The organism is Williamsia sp. Y712 (assembly GCF_059445525.1).
Window position 1 is genome coordinate 2,636,345 of sequence record NZ_JCAIUN010000001.1, and the last position, 21,302, is coordinate 2,657,646.

Below are 21,302 nucleotides of genomic sequence, written 5' to 3' on the forward strand. Positions count from 1 at the left end.
CCACCAGTGTGGCACCACGGCTCGAGCAGGGAAACGCCTGATGGTGTGCAATTTGTCACAACTGCGCTGCTCAGGCCGCCGGTGCACGGTTGCCGGCGTGGCACGATGTAACCGGTGAGGATACGAGCACGGGGTAGACGGGGAATCCTGTGCGGGATGACCGTAGTTGCGGCGGCAGCACTGGTGGTCGGCGGTTGCAGTACCGATCTCGATGGTTCCGCCGAGCCCGCGACGTTCAGATCGGGTGTGGCCCCGACGCCGTCGCTGGACCCCTTCTACGGACAGCGACTCCACTGGGAATCGTGCGACGACTACGCCGATCAGGAGTCGTTCGGATATCCCGAGGACCGGACCGATTGCACCACCGTCACGGTCCCCGTCGACTACGACGACCCCGCCGGAGATACCGCCGAGATCGCGATCCTGCGGGTGCGTGCCGGCGGCGACAAGATCGGCTCGCTGGTGATGAATCCCGGCGGGCCGGGCGGCTCGGGTGTGGATTTCCTGGCGGGGCAGGCCTCGGACTTCGCCGATCTGGACCTCGCCGAGCGATTCGATCTGATCGGATTCGATCCGCGGGGCGTCGGTAAGTCGACACCGGAAATCCGTTGCCTCACAGATTCCGAACGGGACGAGCAGCGGGCGCTGACACTGGCCGACATGACCCCGGCCGGTATCGCGAAGCAGGAACAGGAAGCGAGAAAGAACGCCGAGAAGTGCGAGCAGCGGATGGGTGTCGAGTACCTCTCACACATCGGGACAGCGGACGTGGTCAAGGATCTCGATGTGCTGCGCGCGGCGCTCGGTGACGACAAGCTCAACTATCTCGGCTATTCCTACGGCACCCGGATCGGGGCGACCTATGCCGAACAGTTCCCATCCGAGGTGCGGGCGATGGTCAACGACGGTGCGGTCGATCCGGCAGCAGATCCGGTGGAGGACACCATCAAACAGATGGCTGGTTTCCAGTCCGCGTTCGAGGCCTTCGCCGCCGATTGCATCGAGCGCGGTGGGTGTCCGCTTGGCGATGACCCGGCGCAGGCAACCACCCGTTTCCAGGAGCTCACCCGACCGTTGATCGACCAGCCGGCGACGACGGGTCTCGGCAGGACTCTGACCTACGGTGACGCGATGACCGGGGTGATCCAGGCGCTGTACAGCGATGCGCTGTGGGATCCGCTGCGTGAGGGTCTGGAGCAGCTGACGCGGGGTAACGGCGACACCCTGCTTCGACTTGCCGACCTCTACGAGGGCCGAAACGAGCAGGGTCACTACAACAACAATGCGGATGCCTTCACGGCGATCCGGTGCATCGACGACCCGCCGATCACCGACCAGGCGACCATCGATCGACTCGACACCGAGGCGCGCCGGGCGGCACCGTTCGCCGATGACGGCAGGGGGACCGGGGTCGGTGCCCGAGATGCCTGTGCGTTCTGGTCGGTCCCACCCACCAGCACGCCGCATGAGCTGAACGTGGAGGGCCTGCCGACGACCGTTGTCATCTCCACGACCAACGATCCGGCGACCCCCTATCAGGCCGGTGTTGCACTTGCGAAAGCGCTTGGTGCCAGGCTCATCACGTTCGAGGGTGACCAGCACACCGCGTCGCTCGAGGGCAAGGACTGCGTCGACGATGCGGTCACGGCGTACTTCGTTGATCTCACATTGCCGGATGAAGGCCTCATATGTTGAGAATCTTGGCTGAAATCCCCAGGATATTCTGGATGATGCGCGTCTGTAACATGCATTTAACAGGGCACTCCTAGGCTCGTTTGTCATGGATCGCCAAAAAGAATTCGTGCTCCGAACCCTCGAAGAGCGCGACATTCGCTTTGTCCGCCTCTGGTTCACCGACGTACTGGGTTACCTGAAGTCGGTTGCCATTGCGCCTGCCGAGCTAGAAGGTGCTTTTGCCGAGGGGATCGGCTTCGACGGATCAGCGATCGAGGGCTTCTCGCGGGTGTCGGAAGCAGACACCATCGCCAAGCCTGATCCCTCCACGTTCCAGGTCCTGCCGTGGACCACCAGCGCCGGCAGGCCGCACTCCGCCCGCATGTTCTGCGACATCGTGATGCCCGACGGCGAACCGTCGTGGGCCGATTCGCGGCATGTGTTGCGGCGCCAGCTCAACAAGGCAGCCGATCAGGGTTTCAGTTGCTACGTCCATCCCGAGATCGAGTTCTTCCTGTTGAAGAACCCGCCGTTGCTCGACGGCTCGGTGCCGATCCCCGCCGACGGCGGTGGCTACTTCGATCAGGCCGTGCACGATTCGGCACCCAACTTCCGCAGGCATGCCATCGACGCACTCGAGTCGATGGGTATCTCGGTCGAGTTCTCGCACCATGAGGCGGCGCCGGGCCAGCAGGAGATCGACCTTCGGTACGCCGACGCGCTCTCGATGGCCGACAACGTGATGACGTTCCGTTACGTCGTCAAAGAGGTCGCGATCTCGGAAAACGTCTGGGCCACGTTCATGCCGAAGCCGTTCAGTCAGCACGCCGGTTCGGCGATGCACACCCACATGAGCTTGTTCGAGGGCGACACGAACGCCTTCCACAACCCCGACGATCCGATGCAGCTGTCGACAACCGGCAAGCAGTTCATCGCCGGCATCCTGCATCACGCCGATGAGATCAGCGCGATCACCAATCAGTGGGTCAACAGCTACAAGCGACTCATCCACGGTGGTGAGGCTCCGACCGCCGCGAGCTGGGGTGCGGCAAACCGTTCCGCCCTCATCCGCTTGCCGCTCTACACACCGAACAAGGCGTCGTCGCGGCGTATCGAGGTCCGCAGCCCCGACTCGGCCTGCAACCCGTACCTGACATTCGCGGTCCTGCTGGCCGCGGGGCTCAAGGGCATCAAGGAAGGCTACGAGCTTCCCGATCACGCCGAGGACGACGTGTTCTCGCTGACTCCCGCCGAGCGTCGGGCCATGGGCTACAAGGAGTTGCCGGGGTCGTTGGCCGAAGCACTGACGAAGATGGAGAAGTCCGAACTGGTCGCAGAGGCCCTCGGAGAGCACGTCTTCGAATACTTCTTGCGCAACAAGTGGGCGGAGTGGACCAACTACCGCAGTCAGGTGACACCTTTTGAGCTGCAGAACTATTTGGCGCTCTAGAGATCCTCGCGGGCTCCGGGTGGGCTCATGGTGTGACCGGGGCCTAGCCCAGTACGGTTTACCTCTGTGACACCACCTGCGTCCCGATCCCGCGTTCCCAGCGTCGGCCGACTCGGTCTACTCGAACCGACGGCCGCCGCGGACCTGGCCGAACTCGGCTGGGGTGATGAAGCAAGCATCGACCTGCTGTGGGCGTTGTCGCGCGCACCCAGCGCCGATATCGCACTGCGTGCTCTGGTGCGCCTGCGTAGTGCTGTCGAAGGGGACTGGGCGCAGATCGATCGCCTCCTGCGTACGGACCGGAGTTTTCGTGGCCGGCTGTTCGCGGTACTCGGATCGTCCACCGCGCTCGGTGATCACCTCGTCGCAGAGCCGGAGACCTGGCGACTGCTGACCCGCCCGGAGCTGCCCGGTCTCGACGAGGTCAGGCAATCGATGCTCGATTCGGTGGGCGCGCAGCCGGAGCCGGCATACAACGGTCGCGAAACCGGCGTCGATGACGGCAACCTGGTCTTCCGTGCGCAGCTCACCGGTCCCAAGGCAGTTCCCGCGCTCCGGTTGGCCTACCGCAATCTGTTGCTGCAGTTGGCTGCCCGAGACCTGGCGCCGACAGTGGAGGATGAACCGGTCATGCGGTTCAGTGAAGTCGGCGCCTACCTTGCCGACCTCGCCGACGCGGCGCTGACCGCAGCGCTCGCGGTGGGCGTCGCAGAAGTCTGCGGTGACAAACCGCTGAAGTCCAGGCTCGCGGTTGTCGCGATGGGCAAATGTGGTGCGCGTGAGCTGAATTACGTCAGCGATGTCGACGTCATCTTCGTCAGCGAACCCGCTGACGCGGAGACGAGCCGGATCGCAGGGGAGATGATGCGGGTCGGCTCTCTCGCCTTCTTCGAGGTCGATGCCGCGCTACGTCCCGAAGGCAAGGCCGGTGCGCTGACCCGGACCCTCGAATCGCACCTGACCTATTACCGGCGCTGGGCGAAGACCTGGGAGTTCCAGGCCCTACTCAAGGCTCGCCCGATGACCGGGGACATGGAGCTCGGGCGCGCATATGTCGACGCCGTCAGTCCGATGGTCTGGGAGGCCTCAGAACGCGAAGACTTCGTTGTCGACGTGCAGGCGATGCGCCGACGGGTGGAGGCCCAGCTACCCGAAGATCTGCGGGTGCGCGAGATCAAGCTCGGTCGGGGCGGGCTGCGTGACGTGGAGTTCGCCGTCCAGCTGTTGCAGATGGTGCACGGGCGCGTGGACGAGTCGCTCCGGGTCAAGAGCACCGTCGAGGCGTTGACCGTCTTGCGCGACGGTGGTTATGTCGGACGCGATGACGGCGCGAATCTCATTGCGTCCTACGAGTTCTTGCGATTGCTGGAACATTGCCTGCAGTTGCAGCGTCTCAAGCGAACCCACACCCTGCCGGAGTTCGACGACTATGAGGCGGTGCGCTGGCTGGCCCGCGCCGCCCACATCCGGCCGGAGGGCGACCTCGATGCCGGTGGCACGCTGCGCGAGGAAGTTCGCCGTCAGTCCTATCGGGTGCGCAAGTTGCACGAAAAGCTCTTCTATCGCCCGTTGCTCGAAGCGGTCACCCGTTTCGAGAAGGATGAGTTGCGCCTGTCGACGAGTTCGGCGGTCCGGCGGCTTGCCGCCCTTGGCTACACCAAACCGGAAAACGCCCTCGGGCATCTCAAAGCCTTGGTCTCCACGGCTGGCCGTAAGGGGCAGATCCAGGAACTGCTGCTCCCGACATTGCTCGAATGGCTCAGCCGCACACCGGATCCCGACGCCGGCCTGTTGAACTACCGGCGGTTGTGTGACGCAGCCGCGGACCGGGACTGGTTCCTGCGGTTGCTCCGGGACGAAGGTGTCGTCGCCGAGCGTCTGATGACCGTGCTCGGTACCTCGGTGTACGCCGCAGAGTTGCTGATGCGGACGCCCGACGTGATTCGTCTCTACGCCGACGGGGCCAGTGGCCCCAAGCTGACCGAGGTCGACTCGGAGGACGTCGTGGCAGGGATGGTCGCCTCGGCCCTGCGGCACCGCGACGTCAAGATGGCGATCTCGGTGGCTCGTTCCCATCGCCGTGGAGAGCTCGCCCGGATCGCATCGGCGGACCTCCTCGGCATGTACGACGTCCCAGAGGTCTGCCGGGCGCTGTCGCTCGTGTGGGCCGGGGTGCTCAATGCGGCTCTGCAGGTCGTGGTGAATGCCTCTGTCGCCGAACGTGGCTCACCCGCACCGGCGCGCATCGCAGTCATAGGCATGGGCCGGCTCGGCGGCGGCGAACTCGGCTACGGATCCGATGCCGATGTGCTCTTCGTCTGTGAACCGGAAGAAGGCGTCGATGACGCCGAAGCGGTGCGCTGGGCCAACAGCATCGCGGACAAGGTGCGATCGCAGCTCGGGACACCCAGCGCCGATCCGCCCCTCGAGGTCGACACCGGTTTGCGTCCGGAGGGCCGCAACGGTCCGGTGGTCCGCACGCTTGCGGCCTATGCGGCCTACTACGAGCAGTGGGCACAGGCCTGGGAGGTCCAGGCGCTGTTGCGGGCTCATCAGGTGGCCGGTGACGACGAGGTCGGCATCGCCTTCCTGCACATGGCCGACAAGATCCGTTATCCATCAGGCGGCGTCTCGTCCGACGCGGTTCGGGAGATCCGCCGGATCAAGGCCCGTGTCGACGCCGAGCGGTTGCCGCGAGGTGCCGATCCCGCGACCCACACGAAGCTGGGGCGCGGTGGTCTGGCGGACGTGGAGTGGACGGTGCAACTGTTGCAGTTGCGGCACGCCCATCGGATCCCGGCGCTGCACAACACGTCGACCCTGGAATGTCTCGATGCGATCGGCGCGGCCGAACTGCTCGCCGAAGAAGATGTGGCACTCCTGAAAGAGGCCTGGCTGACCGCGACAAAAGCCCGCAACGCATTGGTGCTGGTGCGCGGAAAGGCCATCGATCAACTCCCCGGACCAGGAAAAGCATTGCGCGCGGTCGCCTTTGCCGCCGGCTGGCATGACGACGACTCGGGGGTGTTCTTGGACAACTACTTGCGGGTCACGCGCCGGGCCAAGGCCGTGGTGCTGAAGGTATTCGGCGGGTGAGGCGGACTTCCGAACGCCTCGCCGGGCGTGGTCCGGTATTCAAGGTTCTGTATCTGGTTGCCGTGCTTCTCGGCTGGGCGCTACTCGGCGCCGTTGTCGCGGCGATCTGGCTGCACTTCTATCCGGGCAAGGGGCGGGTCTCCACCGCGTTCGCCAGTGCCGTGCCGTGGCTTCTGCTCGCAGGCATTCCGGCGACCATCATCCTGGCCGCGACACAGCGCTGGCTCACCACGGCTCTGACGGTGACCCTGCTCGGCGTCGGCATCTGGACGCAGGCGCCATTGTTCATCGCCTCGGATGCACCGTCCGGTGAGCGAATCGTGGTGGTGCAGTCCAACATCACGCTTGGTGAGGCAAACGTCGAGGAACTGGTGGCGCAGGTTCGGGCCAGCAAGGCGCATCTGCTCACGGTCGAGGAACTGACTCCGCAAGCGCTGGAACGGATCGAGAAGACCGATGTGCGGAGCCTGTTGCCCTACGAGTTCGTCGTACCGGGCGAAGGTGGCGTGGGAACCGGGATCTTCAGCCGCTATCCACTGCGAAACACTGCGGAGCTCAACGACTTCGGGCTCAACAATCTCCGGGTCGAAGTCGACCTGCCCGGTGCTGCGAACACCACGGTTTTCGCCGTGCACCCGATTCCGCCTTACCCGTACGATCCGTGGCGCTGGGTCGAGGAGATGAAACGTCTACGCGGGATCGTCCACTCGACGGACACCGATCGGGTGATCGTCAGCGGCGACTTCAACGCGACCTGGGACCACCGGCAGTTCCGAGAGCTGTTGGCCGACGGATTCGCCGATGCCACCGATCAGTCCGGGGCCGGCTGGAAGATGACCTATCCGGCCGACCGCAGCTATCCGCCTGCGATCGGGATCGACCACGTGATCTCGCGCGGATTCACCGCGGTGGAGCTGGACAGTTTTGGGATCGAGGATGCCGATCATCGCGCCCTGGTGGTATCACTTATACCTAACTGAGGTTGACCTAACCCGGTGATGTTCGACCGGTTGGCTCGGAGAGGGACGCGATGACGGAAACGCCTGTTGCATCGGGTACGACAATGGATCGGTTGCGCGCGGCAACAGCCAGTGCGCACACTCGGGCAGAAGGCGCTGCGTTCATCGGAAGCCTCATGGAGGGCGAGCTCACCGCTGACGCCTACCGGGCGATGGCGGCGCAGCAGTACTTCATCTATGAGGCTTTGGAGTCGGTGTGTGATCAGCTCGTCGACGATCCGATCGCCGGTGTGGTGATGGACGAACGTCTGCGGCGTCTGCCACGGCTGGCCGCAGACCTCGACGCGCTGGGAGTCTCGGTGTCCGAGGTCGAACTGTTGCCGTCGACCGCCCAGTACGCAGCGTGCATCCGGGACAGCGCCGCTGATCCGGTTGCCTTTGTGGCACACCATTACACGCGGTACCTCGGTGACCTCTCGGGCGGCCAGATCGTCCGGAGCCGACTGAAGCTGCACTACGGCCTGACCGATGAGGTCTTGAGTTTCTACAACTTCGACATCGACAAGCTGAAGCGATTCAAGGACGCCTACGCCGAGTCGATCGACGGATTGGCACTCGATGAGTTGGCCGTTACGCGCCTTCTGGACGAGGCAGTGCGGGCCTTCGGGTTCAACGAGGCCCTGTTTGCCGAACTGGGCGTGCACACCGGCTAGAGCGCCGATGATTTTTCCTGCGCGTGGTTGTCGATATGAGGGAAGTTCAATCGACGTGAGTGTACGAACCACTCAACCGTGAGTGTAGGAACCACTCAACAAGGAGAAACATCATGCGAACCCTGATCGTCACTGCTTTTGTCTCGCTCGACGGGGTCATGGAGGCCCCGGGCGGCGAGCCCGGGTACCGCAACTCCGGGTGGACCTTCAAAGACGTCGAGTTCGATCCGGCCGCCTACGAGATCAAGGGACGTGAGCAGCAGGAGACCACCGCACTGCTGCTGGGCCGGACCTCGTACGAGGCGTTTGCCCCGGTGTGGCCGACGATGGACGAGTTCGCCGAATACAACGCGATGCCCCGTTATGTGGTGTCGACAACTCTGGAATCGGACGACGCGCGCTGGCCGGCAACGATCCTGCGGTCGGTTGAAGACGTGGCTGCGCTCAAAGCGACCGAGGGCGGCCCGATCGCCGTGCACGGCAGCGCGACTCTCGGTCGCAGCCTGGCCGACGCCGGACTGGTTGACCGCTATCACCTGCTGGTGTTCCCTCTGCTGCTCGGCGGCGGCAAACGCTTGTTCAGCGAAGCCGACAAGGACGCCACCAAGCTGAAGCTCACCGAGTACGAGGCGTACGGCAACGGCATCACCAAGCAGGTCTTCGACGTCCTCCGCTGAATGAGCAGGCACTGGGCGAATCCGACGCGGAGCGGATCCGATCAGCGATCGCCGACCAGTATCGCGAACAACGCGCGGATGTCGTCGCTGGTCGGTGTCGGCAGGCTGGCGTGGCCGTGGATGAACCCGATGCCTGCGTAGACGAGGAGTCCGGCGCGAAGCCGGGCGTCTTGTTCGCTGAGGTCGAGCTCGATGAGTGCTTCGCGGACGAGGTCGAAAATCCGTCGATCGAGTTCACGGACCGACTTGTCAACCTCTTCGTTTCGCAGCGCCCATTCCCTGATCGCAGCCTCTACCGACCAGTTGCGTTCGACCAGCATCCCGGCCATCTGCTCGAGTCGCTGATCGGCAGGGATGTTCTCGATGTCGGCCAGGCCGCGCAAGGCCTCGACCTGGGTTGTCTTCCAGTGGTCGGCGAGCGCGTTCATCAGTGCGTTGATGTCCTCGAAGTGCCAGTAGAAACTGCCCTTCGTCACGCGGAGTTCTTGGCACAGGCGGCTGATCTTGACCTCACCCACACCCTCACGGATGAGGAGGTCGAGCGCAGCATCCAGCCAGTCCTGCATCGACAACCGTGAGCTCGTGTCCCGCTTTGATCGAGTGGCCAATTACCGCGCCACCCAATCGCATCCAGCAGAGATGTCTCGATTCGGGCGCATGAATTCGATGATACGTCGAACGATCGGCGTGCAACTTCGCCCATACCCTGCAGTAGGGTAGTGTGACGGCCGCCTCAATCGAGGCGGATCGGAGGTCGGGTGAATTTGGGCAAGCAGATCGATCGCCGTACCGCACTACGAGGTGCGGCAGTCGCGGCCGCAGCAGGCTTCGTTGCGACCCGCACAGGTGTTGCCGGTGCGGCGCCGCCGCTACCGGATCCTCCATTCGACAGCCCGCTTCTCTTTCATTCGCCGCCGATGCGCAAGTTTGTCGACGAGATGCCTCGACCTCCGGTGATCAGTGGCAGCGAATTGCATCTGACGGCCAGGACCACGCGCGCGAAGTTCCACGCCGATCTGCCCGCCTCGCCGGCTTTCGGGTTCAACGACATGCCGTATCTGGGGCCGACGATCGAAGCGCATGTTGATCAACCGGGTGTCGTCACACTCGCGAATGCCATTGACGGACATCCCTTTGGGGTCGATCTGGACACATCGATTCACGGGGTCTCGGAGTCATGGCGAACGCGTCCGCCGACGAACCTTCATCTCCACGGCGGCGTCAGCGCACCCGACAGCGATGGACATCCGCAGCGAGTCCTGCTGCCGGGTGGTGGGACGGCAACTCACTTCTTCCCGCATCGACAGGAAGCCGGCCACCTCTGGTACCACGACCACGCGATGGGGATCACGCGTGCCAACGTGGCTGCGGGACTGGCCGGTATGTACTTTTTGCGCGACGGCTACGACACCGGTCGCAGGGACAATGCGCTGAATCTGCCTGCCGATGACTACGAGATGCCACTGATTCTGCAGGAGAAGCTGTTCGGCGCGGACGGGTTCCAGAGCCTTCGCTCGACTCTGTTTGTGCCGGAGGGGGGTTGGGAAGGTGGCGCGGTCGGCGACGTCGGCATGGTCAACGGTAAGGCCTGGCCCAACCTGGACGTCGACCGTGGGCTCTACCGTTTCCGACTCATCAACGCCGCATCTTTCAGTGTGTGGAATCTGTTCTTCTCCAATCGGATGCAGTTCTGGGTCATCGGCAACGAACACGGATTGCTGGGTGCGCCTGAACCAGTTCGCTCGCTGCAGGTCTCACCGGCCGAGCGTTACGACCTGTTGGTGGACTTCGCCGGTCTGGCTGCGGGTGAATCGGTGGAGTTGTGCAACGACGAGGAGCCTCCGTTCCAGGCCCGTATCTTGGGTGCTGTGGCGCTGCCGGTCTTTTGTCGTTTCAGATCCACCGGGCAGAAGGGCTTCACCGGGCCGGTACCCACCGAGTTGCGGGGTGGCCGAGGCCTGCCAGAAGTGTTGCCGCCGTTGGCAAAGCCGACGTCGCAGCGCACGGTCACGCTCAGCCAGCCCTACGCGCTCCGAAATCCGCCGGCAATCATGTCGCTGAACAACCTTCGATTCTCCGATCCGCAGATCGAGAAGCCGAAGCAGGGGACCACCGAGATCTGGAACATCGTCAACATCACCGATGACCCCCATCCAATTCACATCCACCTGGTGACCTTCCGGATTCTCGGTCGTACCCCGCTGCGGACCGTCGAATACCAGGCGGCACATCCGCAACCGGCCATCGGCGTGAAGTGGACACCCGATCCGACGAACTTCCTCGCAGGCCCGATGGTGGTGCCTGCGCGATGGGAGGCTGGCTGGAAAGACACCGTGCGCGTCGATCCGGGAACCGTGACCAGGATCGTTGTCCGTTTCCCGACCGCGGAAGAACTGCACTTCGATCCCGATGCGATGTTCTCGTCCGACCCGACCGCGTTGCCGGTGAACCTCCCGGTCGCGGCACCAACTGAGCCCGCGATCGTGGATCCGGTTGCCCCCGAGGCGCCTACACATCATCAGCATTCCGATGCGCACGGTGACACCCCGGCGATGCTGCAGGGCTATGTCTGGCATTGTCACCTCCTCGATCACGAAGATCACGACATGATGCTGAAGTTCCGGACCGTCGAGTAGTCGTTACAACGGCATGGCGTCAGAACGGTGCCGGGGGCGTGTTCCTTTCCTGTTCTTTTCGGAGTCGGCGATTCTGTTGGCGTTCTTGTCGGCGGCGTGCGTGTTTGGCGGCGGTGCGGGTTTGTGTCCTGCCCGCTGACGGTGGCGGCGGTGTTCGTGACGGCGAGGTCTTAGGTGAGCCGCGTTGGTTGTCGAAGACGATCAACCTCAACGTCGGGAACAGATCGTCGCCGGTCCATCCCGGGCCGTCGTAGTGGCGGCGTTCGGGTGTGGTGAAAATCAGCCGGGTCCGCCCGGTCTCGGGGTCGGGGTACTGGTCATCAAGCCAGTCGGAGTACGTCTTCAGCTGATGGTGAAAACGGCACAGTGTCTTCATCTCTGAGGGATGTGTGCAGCCACCGGCGTCGGGGTCGTTGTGGTTGTACTCGCAGGTGTGGTCCAGGTCGGCTCCCCAGGCCTTGTGCTCACAGCCGGGCCACATGCAGTAGACATCCCGGATCCGAAGGTAGGTGTCCAGGACCACTGACGGCCGGTAATGGTCGCCGGGTTGGGTGGCCGGGAGCGGAATCACCTGTGGGAACGGCGCTACGACGATGGCGCTGTCGTTGGGGGCATCCGTGGCAGGTGGGTTCTGCGGTCCGCGCATGTACACCTTCGGCCGCTTCGGCGTCGGCGTCTTTTGTTCGGGCCGCTCGGGTTCAGGTTGCACGGGTTCGAGCTGCTCGGGTGTCGAGTCGGCCTCAGACTGAGGCTGTGCCGGCTCCGGCGGAGCAGGTGCAGGTTTGTTGCCCATCGGCCGCTGCACAGTTTCCGGGCGGGCCGCGATGTCACGAACATGATCACCGGAGATCACGCCGTGACCATCCATGAACCCCGGATTCTCGGCTCGACCGTCAAGGGTGACTTGATCGGTGATCACATGCAGCACGATCTTCACATCCACACCCGAAACCATCTGGCCGGCAGGAACAGTGACAATCTCGGCGGTACAAGGATGTTTTGGGTCGTTCGGGCATTCACAGAGGAACTCACGGCCCATCACCGTGGCGAACAACGCATCAGCCATCCGATCAGACTTCTTCCGCGGGTCAGCCTTACACGTGGCCATGGCCAGCTTTTCGAGCCGCGCCACGATCAACGTCAATTCCTCGGCCGTGGAATGGGCATCCAGCACCGCCATGCCGTGGTCGGTGTTGTTGGCCCACACCCCACGGTTGTTTTTCGCGTCCTCACGGTTCTTACGCACCAGGTCCGGGTCTCGACGGAAGATGATGGCATCGACCATGTCTCGCATCCGGCCCTTGGACCACGAACCCCGCCGACGCAGTGCTTCGGCGATCGCGCGATCGATCTCGGCCATATGGGCCGAACCCTCGATCAGTTCGGTGCGGGCGATGATGTCGGGGATGTGGTGCGCGGCGATGCGGCCGGCTTTCAACAACGCATTGACCGCAGGCAGGCGATCGCGCAGCGCGACCCCGCGATTGATCTGGAGCTCCGCGGTCCGCTGCGTCAATCCCTGTGCCGCAGACAATCTCGCCGCACACTGCGCGAACGGATCAAGCGCGCGCATCTCCGCCTCGGTCCCTACGGTCGGCTCGACGAGATGTCGATGCAGCATCGCTGCAGCGGCATACCGCTCCCACTCCATCCGCGACTGCTGGACCATCGCGAGCTCGGTGTTACGCAACAACTCGTTGACACCCAGCGACTCGACAGGGCCGATTTCATCGTCCCCACCTGCATCTTCGATCTCCCCCTCGAACATACATTTGAGTCTAGATGAGAGGTCTGACAAACGATGGAGATCATCTCCGGGGATGGGGTGGTCGAGAGTTGACAGTGTCGCTGTCCCAGGTGATTTGGTTGTCGGCGACCGTCGCCACGACCTCGAGTCCATGCGTATTCAGTAGGGCCTGTGAACAAGCGATGGTGCATCCGATGTAGGTGGACATCAGGTCGACATCGGTGGCCACAGCCACGACCGGTCTGCCGGCCACCAGATGCTCGGGCCATGCCCCTGGAAGTGGTTCACTGCGTCGATCACGCGCCCATGGAAGAGGTAGTGATTGCGGGATGGCAGCTTCAGGCGCGGGCCATCGAGGTCGACACCTTGAAAGCTTTGTCCTTCCCAGATGCCGAACCAGCAGTCGTCGGGGCTTGTGGTTTGAGTGGCAAGCACTTCGGCGAGAATGCGACGTTGCCAGTTGACCAGCTCGCCTCTGTCGGGGGCTATATCCCACACCGCGCGCGCTCCGGTTCCGCGGCCGCTGAGTTTGCCGGATTCGATCATGGAGCCCCATTCGACGGTGGGGTGGATGGTTGCGCGCGTGTGATCGGCGACGGCCGACCAGCTGGTCCAGCTGTTGTCAGCATCTCCTGGCGGGTGTAGGACACGGCAGTATGCATCGAATATCGGTGGCACGAGCGAATCAACGCGGTGACCGAACCGGGGGATTGCATCTCGAATCCATTCGCCCGCCGACATGTTGGTCTCGATATCGGCGACGCGCCACTCGGGGTTGTTCGTCATTCCGGTCAGTATTCCGGTCAGCGTAGAGAACTGGAAGCCAAAAGGCCCGGTGATCTCTTCGTCAACTTGCGATGTCGGGACGGCCGATGACGTGTTTGCCGGGGTGGAGTAGCTCTTGGAGAGCGGTCAGGGCAGTGGGGTCGAGTTCGCCGGTGTACATGGCGATCGCCCAATCGTGGTCTTCTGTGCGCCACGCCTGGACGGTTGGTGCATCCCAAAGGAGGTCCCATGGTCGTGTCGATCGTGGTCGGCGGGCCAGGCGGTTCTTTGGTTTCCCTGGAACATACCATCGGGTATGGTACGGTCGCGACTTGTGATCTGGATCGCAATAGCCGCCGTGTCTTGATCACGTGAAGTCATGTGCCGCGCCGAAACAGGAATTGAGCCCAGGTTTGACGATTGGTGACAGTTTCCAGCGAATCCCGTTCGAACCGGCCACGGATGGGCGGGTGGAGAGCCATTCGGGTCTGACTCGTCACTATCCGACTTTGCCCGCCAATTTTGTGGCGCCAGAGGCACATTCGAAGCGCGTTGGCCTGATCATGGCTCATCCCGCGTCCAACTTCCTGACCCACTTCCTGCTCCGCGGATTCGCTGAAGCGGGCGTTCCGATCATGGGTATCAACACGCGATACAGCACCAATGAGCCGGCGTTGATCATGGAGCGGGCCGCGCTCGATCTCGGTTGTGGTGTGCGGTGGATGCGCGAAGTGCTGGGATTCGAGAAGGTCGTCATTCTCGGTTTCAGCGGGGGAGGGTCGTTGGCCGCGTTCTACCAGGCCCAAGCGTTGAACAACGATGTCACGCAAACGCCCGCGGGAGATCCGGTTGACATGTCTGGACTGGTGCCCGCCGACGGGCTTGCGCTCATCGGTGCCCATCCCGGTCGCGCAAGGGTGTTGCGGCATTGGATCGATGGCTCTGTGGTCGATGAATCGAATCCCTTTGAGACCGACGAACATCTGAATCTCTACAATCCCCGACGAACGGTTCCGCTGGATCCGGCCTGGGTGGAGGAATACCGCGACGCGCAGCTTCGTCGCATTCGCCGCATCGACGGATGGGCTCTCGACCAGCTGCAGGTACTCGATCGACATGGCGCGGCTGATCGCGCATTTGTTGTCCATCGCACCGTGGCCGACCCGCGGTTTGTCGACCTCGCAGTCGATCTCAGCGACCGCGCGATCGGGAGTATGTACGGCGACCCGGCCGCGGCGAACATGGCGGCCGGTGGCCTCGCCCGGTTCAGCACGGTCCGATCGTGGTTGAGCACCTGGAGTTTCGATCGCACCAACGCCGATGCGCTGCGCAACCTGAAGGCGATCACAACACCGACAACGGTGGTCTGTCTGCGCGCCGATCAGGCCGCATTTGTCAGTGACTCGCGCGATATGTACGAGGCATCGGCGGATCCGCAGGCGTCGCTGACCGAACTCGACAACCTCAACCACTACCTCGTCGATCAGCCCGGTGGCCTACCGATGATCGTCGAAGACTTGAAGTCCTGGCTCATCAAACGCGAACTTGCAGAGGGATTCGAATCGTGACCATCGACCAAACCGCGGTGCCGACAGTCGAATCCGGCCCGGAAACCGCAAGCCATCCGACTGCTTTCTGCTACGAGGAGGGAATGAACTCCCCGGGTGTCCAGCGGGCGCAGACGTTGGTGCGCCGGATCTTCGGTACCGAGATGTTCCCGAAGCAGCAGCAGATCGACGACATCTGTGCCGACATGTTCACGGCGGATCCCGTTGCGGAACGGTTTGTCGACGAGGTCTTCTACGGCGAAATCGGGCCCACCCGTGGGCGCGCGATGCTGCAACAGGCCTTGGCCGAGGGCATTTCGTCGCTCACCGATCCACCGGAGTCGATGGTGGCCCTGTTCGAAGAGTTCGAGCATGTGCCGGACTGGGTGGATCCGGAGATGGTCGAACGGGGTGCGGCGATCTGGCGGCGTTGGGGCACAATGTTGTTCAGTGTTGCCGGCGGGATCACCCTCGAGATGTACACCGAATCGTCGGTCGCGACCCCACTGTCGCTGGCAGGCGGATACGCCGGTGACAACGCATTACGCAGATTCCTCGAGACAGCGAGGTTCTGGATCGACGTGTCGGAACCGGATGCGTTGCTGACCCGTGGCAGCAAAGGCCGGGAGACCGCGATGCTGGTGCGCGTGATGCATGTGTCGGTGCGCAGGCGAGTGGCCGACCACCCCGAATGGGATACCGAGAAGTGGGGCATCCCGATCAGTCAGACCTACATGCTGCTGACGTTGCTCGGCGGTAGTGTGGCGCCTGCGCTCGCTCTGCGACTGGTCGGAATACAGACGCCTGCAAGCGAAATCCGCGAGCTGATCCACTTCCAGAAGTACATGGGTCACGTCCTCGGAGTGCGGACCCGGTGGCATCCGGAGACCATTGCCGACTCGCTACGGCTCCTTCTGCTGGTCGCGGTGTCCCGCAGCCACGATGCAGGTGATCACGGTGCCGAACTCATCGAGTCGTTCCCGAGAGCGTTTGCGCCGCGGTATGGGCACACCGGGCTCAAGAAGTTCAGGGAAAAGTACAACGGCATGATCTATGCGGCGTATTCGGCGGTATTCATGATGCCCTGGACCCGAAAGAAGTACGACATGCCAAGCGCTGTCCCGGGATTACTGTGGTTGATCGCACGACTACCCGCGGTGACGGTGTACGAAATCCTGCGACGACTGATTCCGCCGGTGGCTGCTCGCCACGAGACGCTCATGCGCCGCCACCGCGAGAACTGGTACCGCGCACAGATGGATGGCCGGGAGTCAGAGTTCGACGCCTCGGGGGCATTGCGGCGATGACTGTGTCGAACAGCAAAGCAGCGTCGAACAGCAAAGCAGCGTCGAACAGCAAGGCAGAACTGCAGTACCTGTCCGGATTCGGCAACGAGCACTGGTCCGAGGCGATCCCGGGCGCATTGGTGACCGGCCAGAACTCACCGCAACACGCGCCGATGGGTCTGTACGCCGAACAGATCTCGGGCACCGCGTTCACCGAACCCCGAACCATCAACCGGCGCACCTGGATGTACCGGATCATGCCGACCGCCGCGCACCACCCGTTCACCCGGATCGACGACGGCAGGCTGCGCAGTGCTCCCATCAGCGCACCGGCCGACCCGAACCGATTGCGCTGGGATCCGTTGCCCGCGCCGACCGGACCCCTCGACTTCCTCGATGGCATCTACACGATCGCCGCCAACGGGGATGTGCGTACGCGCAGTGGAATCGCGGTTCACCTGTACTCCGCGACAACCTCGATGACCGACCGCTACTTCTCGAACGCCGACGGTGAACTCCTCATCGTGCCGCAATCCGGTGAGCTGACGATCCGAACCGAACTCGGGGTGCTGGGTGTCGGTCCGGGCGAGATCGCCGTCATCGGACGTGGCATCAAGTTCTCCGTCGACATCGTCGATGACCTGGTATCGGGGTATATCTGCGAAAACTACGGGGCCTACTTCGAGCTGCCGGAGCTCGGCCCGATCGGCGCGAACGGTCTGGCACACGCACGGCACTTCCATCATCCCGTGGCGGCGTACGAGGACGTGGCGCGCAATGTGCAGTGGGTCAACAAGTTCGGTGGCCACCTCTGGGCCACGGATCTGGATCATTCTCCGCTGGATGTGGTGGCGTGGCATGGGAGCCACAGCGTCTACAAATATGACCTGGCACAGTTCAATGTGATGGGGACGCTCGGCTGGGACCATCCCGACCCGTCGATCTTCACGGTGCTGACGTCGGTGTCAGAACGACCGGGGCAGGCCAATGTCGACTTCGTGGCATTCCCGCCGCGTTGGGTGGTGGGGGAGCACACCTTCCGGCCGCCGCACTTTCATCGCAACGTGATGACCGAGTTCATGGGTCTGATCTACGGCGTCCACGACTCGAAGGCCGAAGGCTTTGTGCCCGGTGGATCGAGCCTGCACAACATGTTCGCTGCGCACGGCCCGGATCTACAGACCTTCGAGGCCGGTAGCAACGCCGATCTCACACCTCAAAAGTTCGACAACTCATTGGCTTTCATGTTCGAGACGAGGTGGCCGCTGGTGGTCACCGACTTCGCCATGGCAGCCGTGCATCGGCAGAACGACTACGACGGAGTCTGGTCCGGTCTGCACCGCAACTTTCAACCATCGACAAGGGAGTCCTCATGACAGCTGCAGCAGTCCGGCCGAAATCACCTGTGCTCCCCGAAGCGGGTTTGCGGATCGGTGGACGGGTACGTCCATCGGCCGGTGGGCAGACCTACCAGTCCATCAATCCTGCCGACGAATCGTTGGTCGTCGAACTCCCGGCGGGCAATGCCGCCGACGTCGACGAGGCTGTCAGCGTCGCTCGCGCAGAGTTCGAAGAGGGGCAGTGGGCAACCATGCCCGCGCATGAGCGGGGTCGGGTGCTGTCCCGGGTGGCAGACCTGATCGAGGCCGATGCAGAGAACATCTCTGCACTGGAATCGGTTGAGATGGGCAAGCTGTATGTGGACACCGTGAACGGTGATGTCCCGGCGGCAGCCGCCGTGTTCCGGCATTTCGCGGGATGGGCCGACAAAATCCAGGGATCGACCGCTCAGCTGCCGGACATCGCCGGGCAGCACCGCTTCGGATTCACGCTGCGGCAACCGGTGGGTGTGGTCGGTGCGATCACCCCGTGGAACAACCCGCTCGTCATCGCCGCGTGGAAACTCGCGCCGGCTCTTGCTGCCGGATGCACCGCGGTCGTCAAACCCGCTGAGGACGCGTCGTTGTCGACCATCCGTCTGGCCGAATTGTTCAGAGAGGCGGGACTTCCCGACGGTGCGCTCAACATTGTGACCGGACTCGGCGACGAAGCAGGCGCCGCGCTCGCCGGACATGCTGGTATCGACAAGATCTCGTTCACCGGATCGGCGCGGGTCGGCAAGCAGATTCAGCCGTTGGCCGGCGACAAGTTCCGCAAGATGACTTTGGAGCTCGGCGGGAAGTCGCCGCAACTGATCTTTCCGGACGCCGATCTGGACGCGGCGATGTTCTGGATCGCGATGGGCAACTTCTACCACCAGGGACAGGTGTGCGCGGCTGGTACCCGAGTCCTGGTCCACGAGTCGATTGTCGACGAGGTCGTCGAGGGCTTGACCGCGGCTGCGCGCGCTGCGGTCATCGGTGATCCGATGGACCCGTCGAGCACGATGGGAACGATCGTGAACGAAAAGCAGCTCGACCGGGTGATGGGCTACATCGAGAAGGGCAAACAGGAGGCCGAGCTGATCACCGGCGGCAACCGGATCGCCGGCTCGGGCTTCTTTGTCGAACCAACCGTCTTCCGCGGGACCAACGACATGACCATCGCTCGCGAGGAGATATTCGGCCCGGTGGCCACCGTCATCACCTTCCGCGACACCGATGAGGCTGTGCGACTTGCCAATGCGACGAAATACGGGCTCAACGCGATGATCTACACATCGAGCCTGTCAACGGCACATTCGGTGATTCCCCGGCTTCGGGTGGGCATGGTGTGGGTCAATGGCTGGGGTGTGCCCGAGCCGCAGCTCCCGTGGGGTGGTCGTGAGGCCAGCGGGTACGGCCGCGAACTCGGTCAAGCGGGTCTGCTCGCCCATACCGAGGAAAAGACCGTCCACCTGGCCTTCTGATCCCGGTCGACCGAACAGTCAGACCGCGATCAAAATCAACAACGGAGTGAGATCATGACAACCGTGGACATCGTCGAAGCATGGAACGGCCCCGGCCGCAAGGACGGGGTGATCACCGATGCAACACCGAAAAACAATGCGGTACACCTCAGTTCAGGTGGCGCGGCATTCGAGCACTGGTATTTCGATGCCCAGCTCGAGGACGGCCACACCGTGGTCGCGTTCCTGAACAAACGGCGGCCTGAAGATCCTCCCAAGTGCAGACCCTGGGTCGAGATCATCATCTACGCCCCGGATGGAACCCGCCGGGAGATCGCCAAGAAATACCCGCGCGGGGAGTCGTACTTCTCCGAAGAGAAGTGTGACGTGCGGATCGGCAAAAACACTGCACGCGTGAGCTTTCCGGAGGATGGCGGGCTGCCGAGCTACCACGTTTTCATCGCCGAAGAAGACGTGACGTTCGACCTCACGTTCACGGTCGAATTGCCGCCCTGGATGCCGGGGCGTGGTGAAACACACTTCGGCGCAAAGCATTCCTTCGGCTGGATCGTCGGTGCACCCCGCGCACGCGTCACCGGAACCGTGAAGCTGGGTGCGAAGACTCTCGATGCGAACGGCCGCGGTTACGCCGACCACAATTGGGGCGTCGGCGACATGAAGCGTGTCATCGACTGCTGGCACTGGGGCCGGCTCTATGTGGACGACTACACACTGCTGTACGCGTCGGTGAAGACGCAGGAGAAGTTCGGATCGCATGCGATCCAGCCCTTGATGCTCGCACACAACGATTCCATCGTCCTGAGCACCGGAGAGGTCGAGTTCACCACCGGGCCGACAGCGTTCGACGAGGTGGCGAATCGTAGTTATCCCACCTGGATCTCGCTGGAGGTGCCGGGGAGTCTGGAGCTGCGGCTGGATGTCCAGCGCGTTCTCCATGCGCACGACTTCCTCGACGATATTCCGGTGATCGGCAGCAAGCTACTTCGCTCGCTCGCGTACCGACTGATCGGGCATCCCGGGTATTTCCGGTTCCAGTCGACGTTCGACCTCAAGATCATCGACGGGGAGCAAACCCACCATCGCACCGGGACGACCCTCCACGAACTGGTCGCGCTGCGCTGACCGCACCCGCAGATGCTCCACCTATACGAAGACGCTCCACATATTTGTGGAGCGTCTTCGTATAGGTGGAGCGTTTGGGGGTGCGGTCAGTTCGTCGCGTCGAGGATCTTGATCGCGAACACCAGGGTGTCACCGGCTTCGATGCCGGCCGCCGGCTGTCCCGACGCGTAGCCGTCGGAGGAGGTCATCGCAACGGCAACGGTGGACCCGACCTTTTGTCCGGCGATGGCCATCTGGAAGCCCGGGATGACGCCGGTGAGCGGGAAGTCGACGGGTGCGCCGCGCTCGTAGCTGTTGTCGAAGACGGTGCCGTCGCGGCCGTTGACGCCCATGTAGCAGACGGAGACCTCTGCGGTCTCAGCGACGATGTCACCATTGCCCTCGGTCAGCGTCTGAACTGCGGTCGCGTCCACCGAAAACGGCTCTGTGACAGTGATTTTGGGAGCCGCCGCATCGGTCGAACCGGTGACCTCCACCGCGCCGGTAGCGCCGTCCAGTGTCCATTCCGGTGCGACGTCGCCTGCCGGTTCCGCCGTGGGGCACGACGCCACCGAAGATGCGGCGGTTGTGGAATCGCTCGACGAGTTGTCGTCGGAGCCGCAGGCGGCGAGCAGTAGCAGTGAGGACGAAGCCACGAGGGCCATGGAGAGGCGCTTGGAGATCATGAAAGGAAACCTAACAGTCCCTACTCGGGGCCCCGATCGGCGGCGGTGGACAACTTGACGCGAACGCGGCTACTGTGAGTGCAACCGCAAGGCTGACAGTATCGCTTTGTGAAACGA

The 21,302-nt window shown here is 63.2% G+C and carries 16 protein-coding genes; 12 read left to right on the top strand and 4 right to left on the bottom strand.

Annotation, left to right across the window (positions count from 1 at the left end; all coding sequences use genetic code 11):
* The first annotated feature begins 156 nt into the window (after positions 1-156).
* The 6 genes from AC1D75_RS12095 to AC1D75_RS12120 all read left to right on the top strand — a co-directional run bounded on the left by AC1D75_RS12095 (position 157) and on the right by AC1D75_RS12120 (position 8,569).
* Positions 157-1,695, top strand: a complete 1,539-nt coding sequence (locus AC1D75_RS12095; RefSeq protein ID WP_495515440.1) for an alpha/beta hydrolase — start codon at positions 157-159, stop codon at positions 1,693-1,695.
* Between the two features lie 85 nt (positions 1,696-1,780).
* Entirely contained in the window at positions 1,781-3,124 is a 1,344-nt protein-coding gene (locus AC1D75_RS12100) for a glutamine synthetase family protein (protein WP_495515441.1), read from the top strand.
* Between the two features lie 66 nt (positions 3,125-3,190).
* Positions 3,191-6,220 (top strand): bifunctional [glutamine synthetase] adenylyltransferase/[glutamine synthetase]-adenylyl-L-tyrosine phosphorylase, encoded by a 3,030-nt coding sequence (locus AC1D75_RS12105; protein WP_495515442.1) that lies wholly within the window; start codon positions 3,191-3,193, stop codon positions 6,218-6,220.
* Complete coding sequence (locus AC1D75_RS12110; RefSeq protein WP_495515443.1) at positions 6,217-7,200, top strand: endonuclease/exonuclease/phosphatase family protein; 984 nt, start codon at positions 6,217-6,219, stop codon at positions 7,198-7,200. Before AC1D75_RS12105 ends, AC1D75_RS12110 begins: the two co-directional genes overlap by 4 nt.
* A 50-nt stretch (positions 7,201-7,250) precedes the next feature.
* Complete coding sequence (locus AC1D75_RS12115; protein WP_495515444.1) at positions 7,251-7,892, top strand: biliverdin-producing heme oxygenase; 642 nt, start codon at positions 7,251-7,253, stop codon at positions 7,890-7,892.
* A gap of 113 nt (positions 7,893-8,005) precedes the next feature.
* Entirely contained in the window at positions 8,006-8,569 is a 564-nt protein-coding gene (locus AC1D75_RS12120) for a dihydrofolate reductase family protein (RefSeq protein ID WP_495515445.1), read from the top strand.
* A gap of 41 nt (positions 8,570-8,610) precedes the next feature.
* Here the strand turns inward: AC1D75_RS12120 and AC1D75_RS12125 are convergent, their stop codons facing one another.
* Positions 8,611-9,135: a TetR/AcrR family transcriptional regulator gene (locus AC1D75_RS12125; RefSeq protein ID WP_495515446.1), complete on the bottom strand. Its 525-nt coding sequence runs from the start codon at positions 9,133-9,135 to the stop codon at positions 8,611-8,613.
* A 198-nt stretch (positions 9,136-9,333) separates the two neighbouring features.
* On the opposite strand from AC1D75_RS12125, the gene AC1D75_RS12130 reads away from it, so the two are divergent.
* Positions 9,334-11,205 carry a multicopper oxidase family protein gene (locus AC1D75_RS12130; protein WP_495516060.1) on the top strand — a complete coding sequence of 624 codons (1,872 nt, stop codon included), beginning with the start codon at positions 9,334-9,336 and terminating at the stop codon, positions 11,203-11,205.
* A gap of 19 nt (positions 11,206-11,224) precedes the next feature.
* Here AC1D75_RS12130 and AC1D75_RS12135 read toward each other — a convergent pair whose 3' ends face one another.
* Positions 11,225-12,973 (bottom strand): HNH endonuclease signature motif containing protein, encoded by a 1,749-nt coding sequence (locus AC1D75_RS12135; protein ID WP_495515447.1) that lies wholly within the window; start codon positions 12,971-12,973, stop codon positions 11,225-11,227.
* Between the two features lie 186 nt (positions 12,974-13,159).
* Positions 13,160-13,738, bottom strand: a complete 579-nt coding sequence (locus AC1D75_RS12140; protein WP_495515448.1) for a hypothetical protein — start codon at positions 13,736-13,738, stop codon at positions 13,160-13,162.
* Positions 13,739-14,187: 449 nt separating this feature from the next.
* On the opposite strand from AC1D75_RS12140, the gene AC1D75_RS12145 reads away from it, so the two are divergent.
* The 5 genes from AC1D75_RS12145 (at position 14,188) to AC1D75_RS12165 (ending at position 20,520) form a co-directional block, all read left to right on the top strand.
* Positions 14,188-15,285: an alpha/beta hydrolase gene (locus AC1D75_RS12145; protein ID WP_495515449.1), complete on the top strand. Its 1,098-nt coding sequence runs from the start codon at positions 14,188-14,190 to the stop codon at positions 15,283-15,285.
* 83 nt (positions 15,286-15,368) lie between these two features.
* A complete protein-coding gene (locus tag AC1D75_RS12150; RefSeq protein ID WP_495516061.1) occupies positions 15,369-16,571 on the top strand; it encodes an oxygenase MpaB family protein in 1,203 nt (400 codons plus the stop codon).
* On the top strand, positions 16,568-17,926 hold the full coding sequence (gene hmgA, locus AC1D75_RS12155; protein WP_495515450.1) for a homogentisate 1,2-dioxygenase: 1,359 nt from the start codon (positions 16,568-16,570) through the stop codon (positions 17,924-17,926). Before AC1D75_RS12150 ends, hmgA begins: the two co-directional genes overlap by 4 nt.
* Positions 17,923-19,398 carry an aldehyde dehydrogenase family protein gene (locus tag AC1D75_RS12160; RefSeq protein ID WP_495515451.1) on the top strand — a complete coding sequence of 492 codons (1,476 nt, stop codon included), beginning with the start codon at positions 17,923-17,925 and terminating at the stop codon, positions 19,396-19,398. The genes hmgA and AC1D75_RS12160 overlap by 4 nt, the downstream gene beginning before the upstream one ends.
* Before the next feature lie 54 nt (positions 19,399-19,452).
* Positions 19,453-20,520: a lipocalin-like domain-containing protein gene (locus AC1D75_RS12165; protein ID WP_495515452.1), complete on the top strand. Its 1,068-nt coding sequence runs from the start codon at positions 19,453-19,455 to the stop codon at positions 20,518-20,520.
* An 86-nt stretch (positions 20,521-20,606) separates the two neighbouring features.
* On the opposite strand, the gene AC1D75_RS12170 is transcribed toward AC1D75_RS12165, so the two are convergent.
* Positions 20,607-21,185, bottom strand: coding sequence for an FKBP-type peptidyl-prolyl cis-trans isomerase (locus AC1D75_RS12170; protein WP_495515453.1), 579 nt, complete (start codon positions 21,183-21,185; stop codon positions 20,607-20,609).
* Between the last annotated feature and the right edge of the window lie 117 nt (positions 21,186-21,302).

Bases quoted from the DNA above. Each gene is read 5' to 3' on its own strand.
- AC1D75_RS12150 (WP_495516061.1), top strand. From the start codon at position 15,369: ATGAACTCCCCGGGTGTCCAGCGGGCGCAGACGTTGGTGCGCCGGATC.
- AC1D75_RS12115 (WP_495515444.1), top strand. From the start codon at position 7,251: ATGACGGAAACGCCTGTTGCATCGGGTACGACAATGGATCGGTTGCGC.
- AC1D75_RS12170 (WP_495515453.1), bottom strand. From the start codon at position 21,185: ATGATCTCCAAGCGCCTCTCCATGGCCCTCGTGGCTTCGTCCTCACTG.
- AC1D75_RS12140 (WP_495515448.1), bottom strand. From the start codon at position 13,738: ATGACGAACAACCCCGAGTGGCGCGTCGCCGATATCGAGACCAACATG.
- AC1D75_RS12125 (WP_495515446.1), bottom strand. From the start codon at position 9,135: ATGCAGGACTGGCTGGATGCTGCGCTCGACCTCCTCATCCGTGAGGGT.
- AC1D75_RS12160 (WP_495515451.1), top strand. From the start codon at position 17,923: ATGACAGCTGCAGCAGTCCGGCCGAAATCACCTGTGCTCCCCGAAGCG.
- AC1D75_RS12135 (WP_495515447.1), bottom strand. From the start codon at position 12,973: ATGTTCGAGGGGGAGATCGAAGATGCAGGTGGGGACGATGAAATCGGC.
- hmgA (WP_495515450.1), top strand. From the start codon at position 16,568: ATGACTGTGTCGAACAGCAAAGCAGCGTCGAACAGCAAAGCAGCGTCG.
- AC1D75_RS12095 (WP_495515440.1), top strand. From the start codon at position 157: ATGACCGTAGTTGCGGCGGCAGCACTGGTGGTCGGCGGTTGCAGTACC.
- AC1D75_RS12120 (WP_495515445.1), top strand. From the start codon at position 8,006: ATGCGAACCCTGATCGTCACTGCTTTTGTCTCGCTCGACGGGGTCATG.
- AC1D75_RS12165 (WP_495515452.1), top strand. From the start codon at position 19,453: ATGACAACCGTGGACATCGTCGAAGCATGGAACGGCCCCGGCCGCAAG.
- AC1D75_RS12100 (WP_495515441.1), top strand. From the start codon at position 1,781: ATGGATCGCCAAAAAGAATTCGTGCTCCGAACCCTCGAAGAGCGCGAC.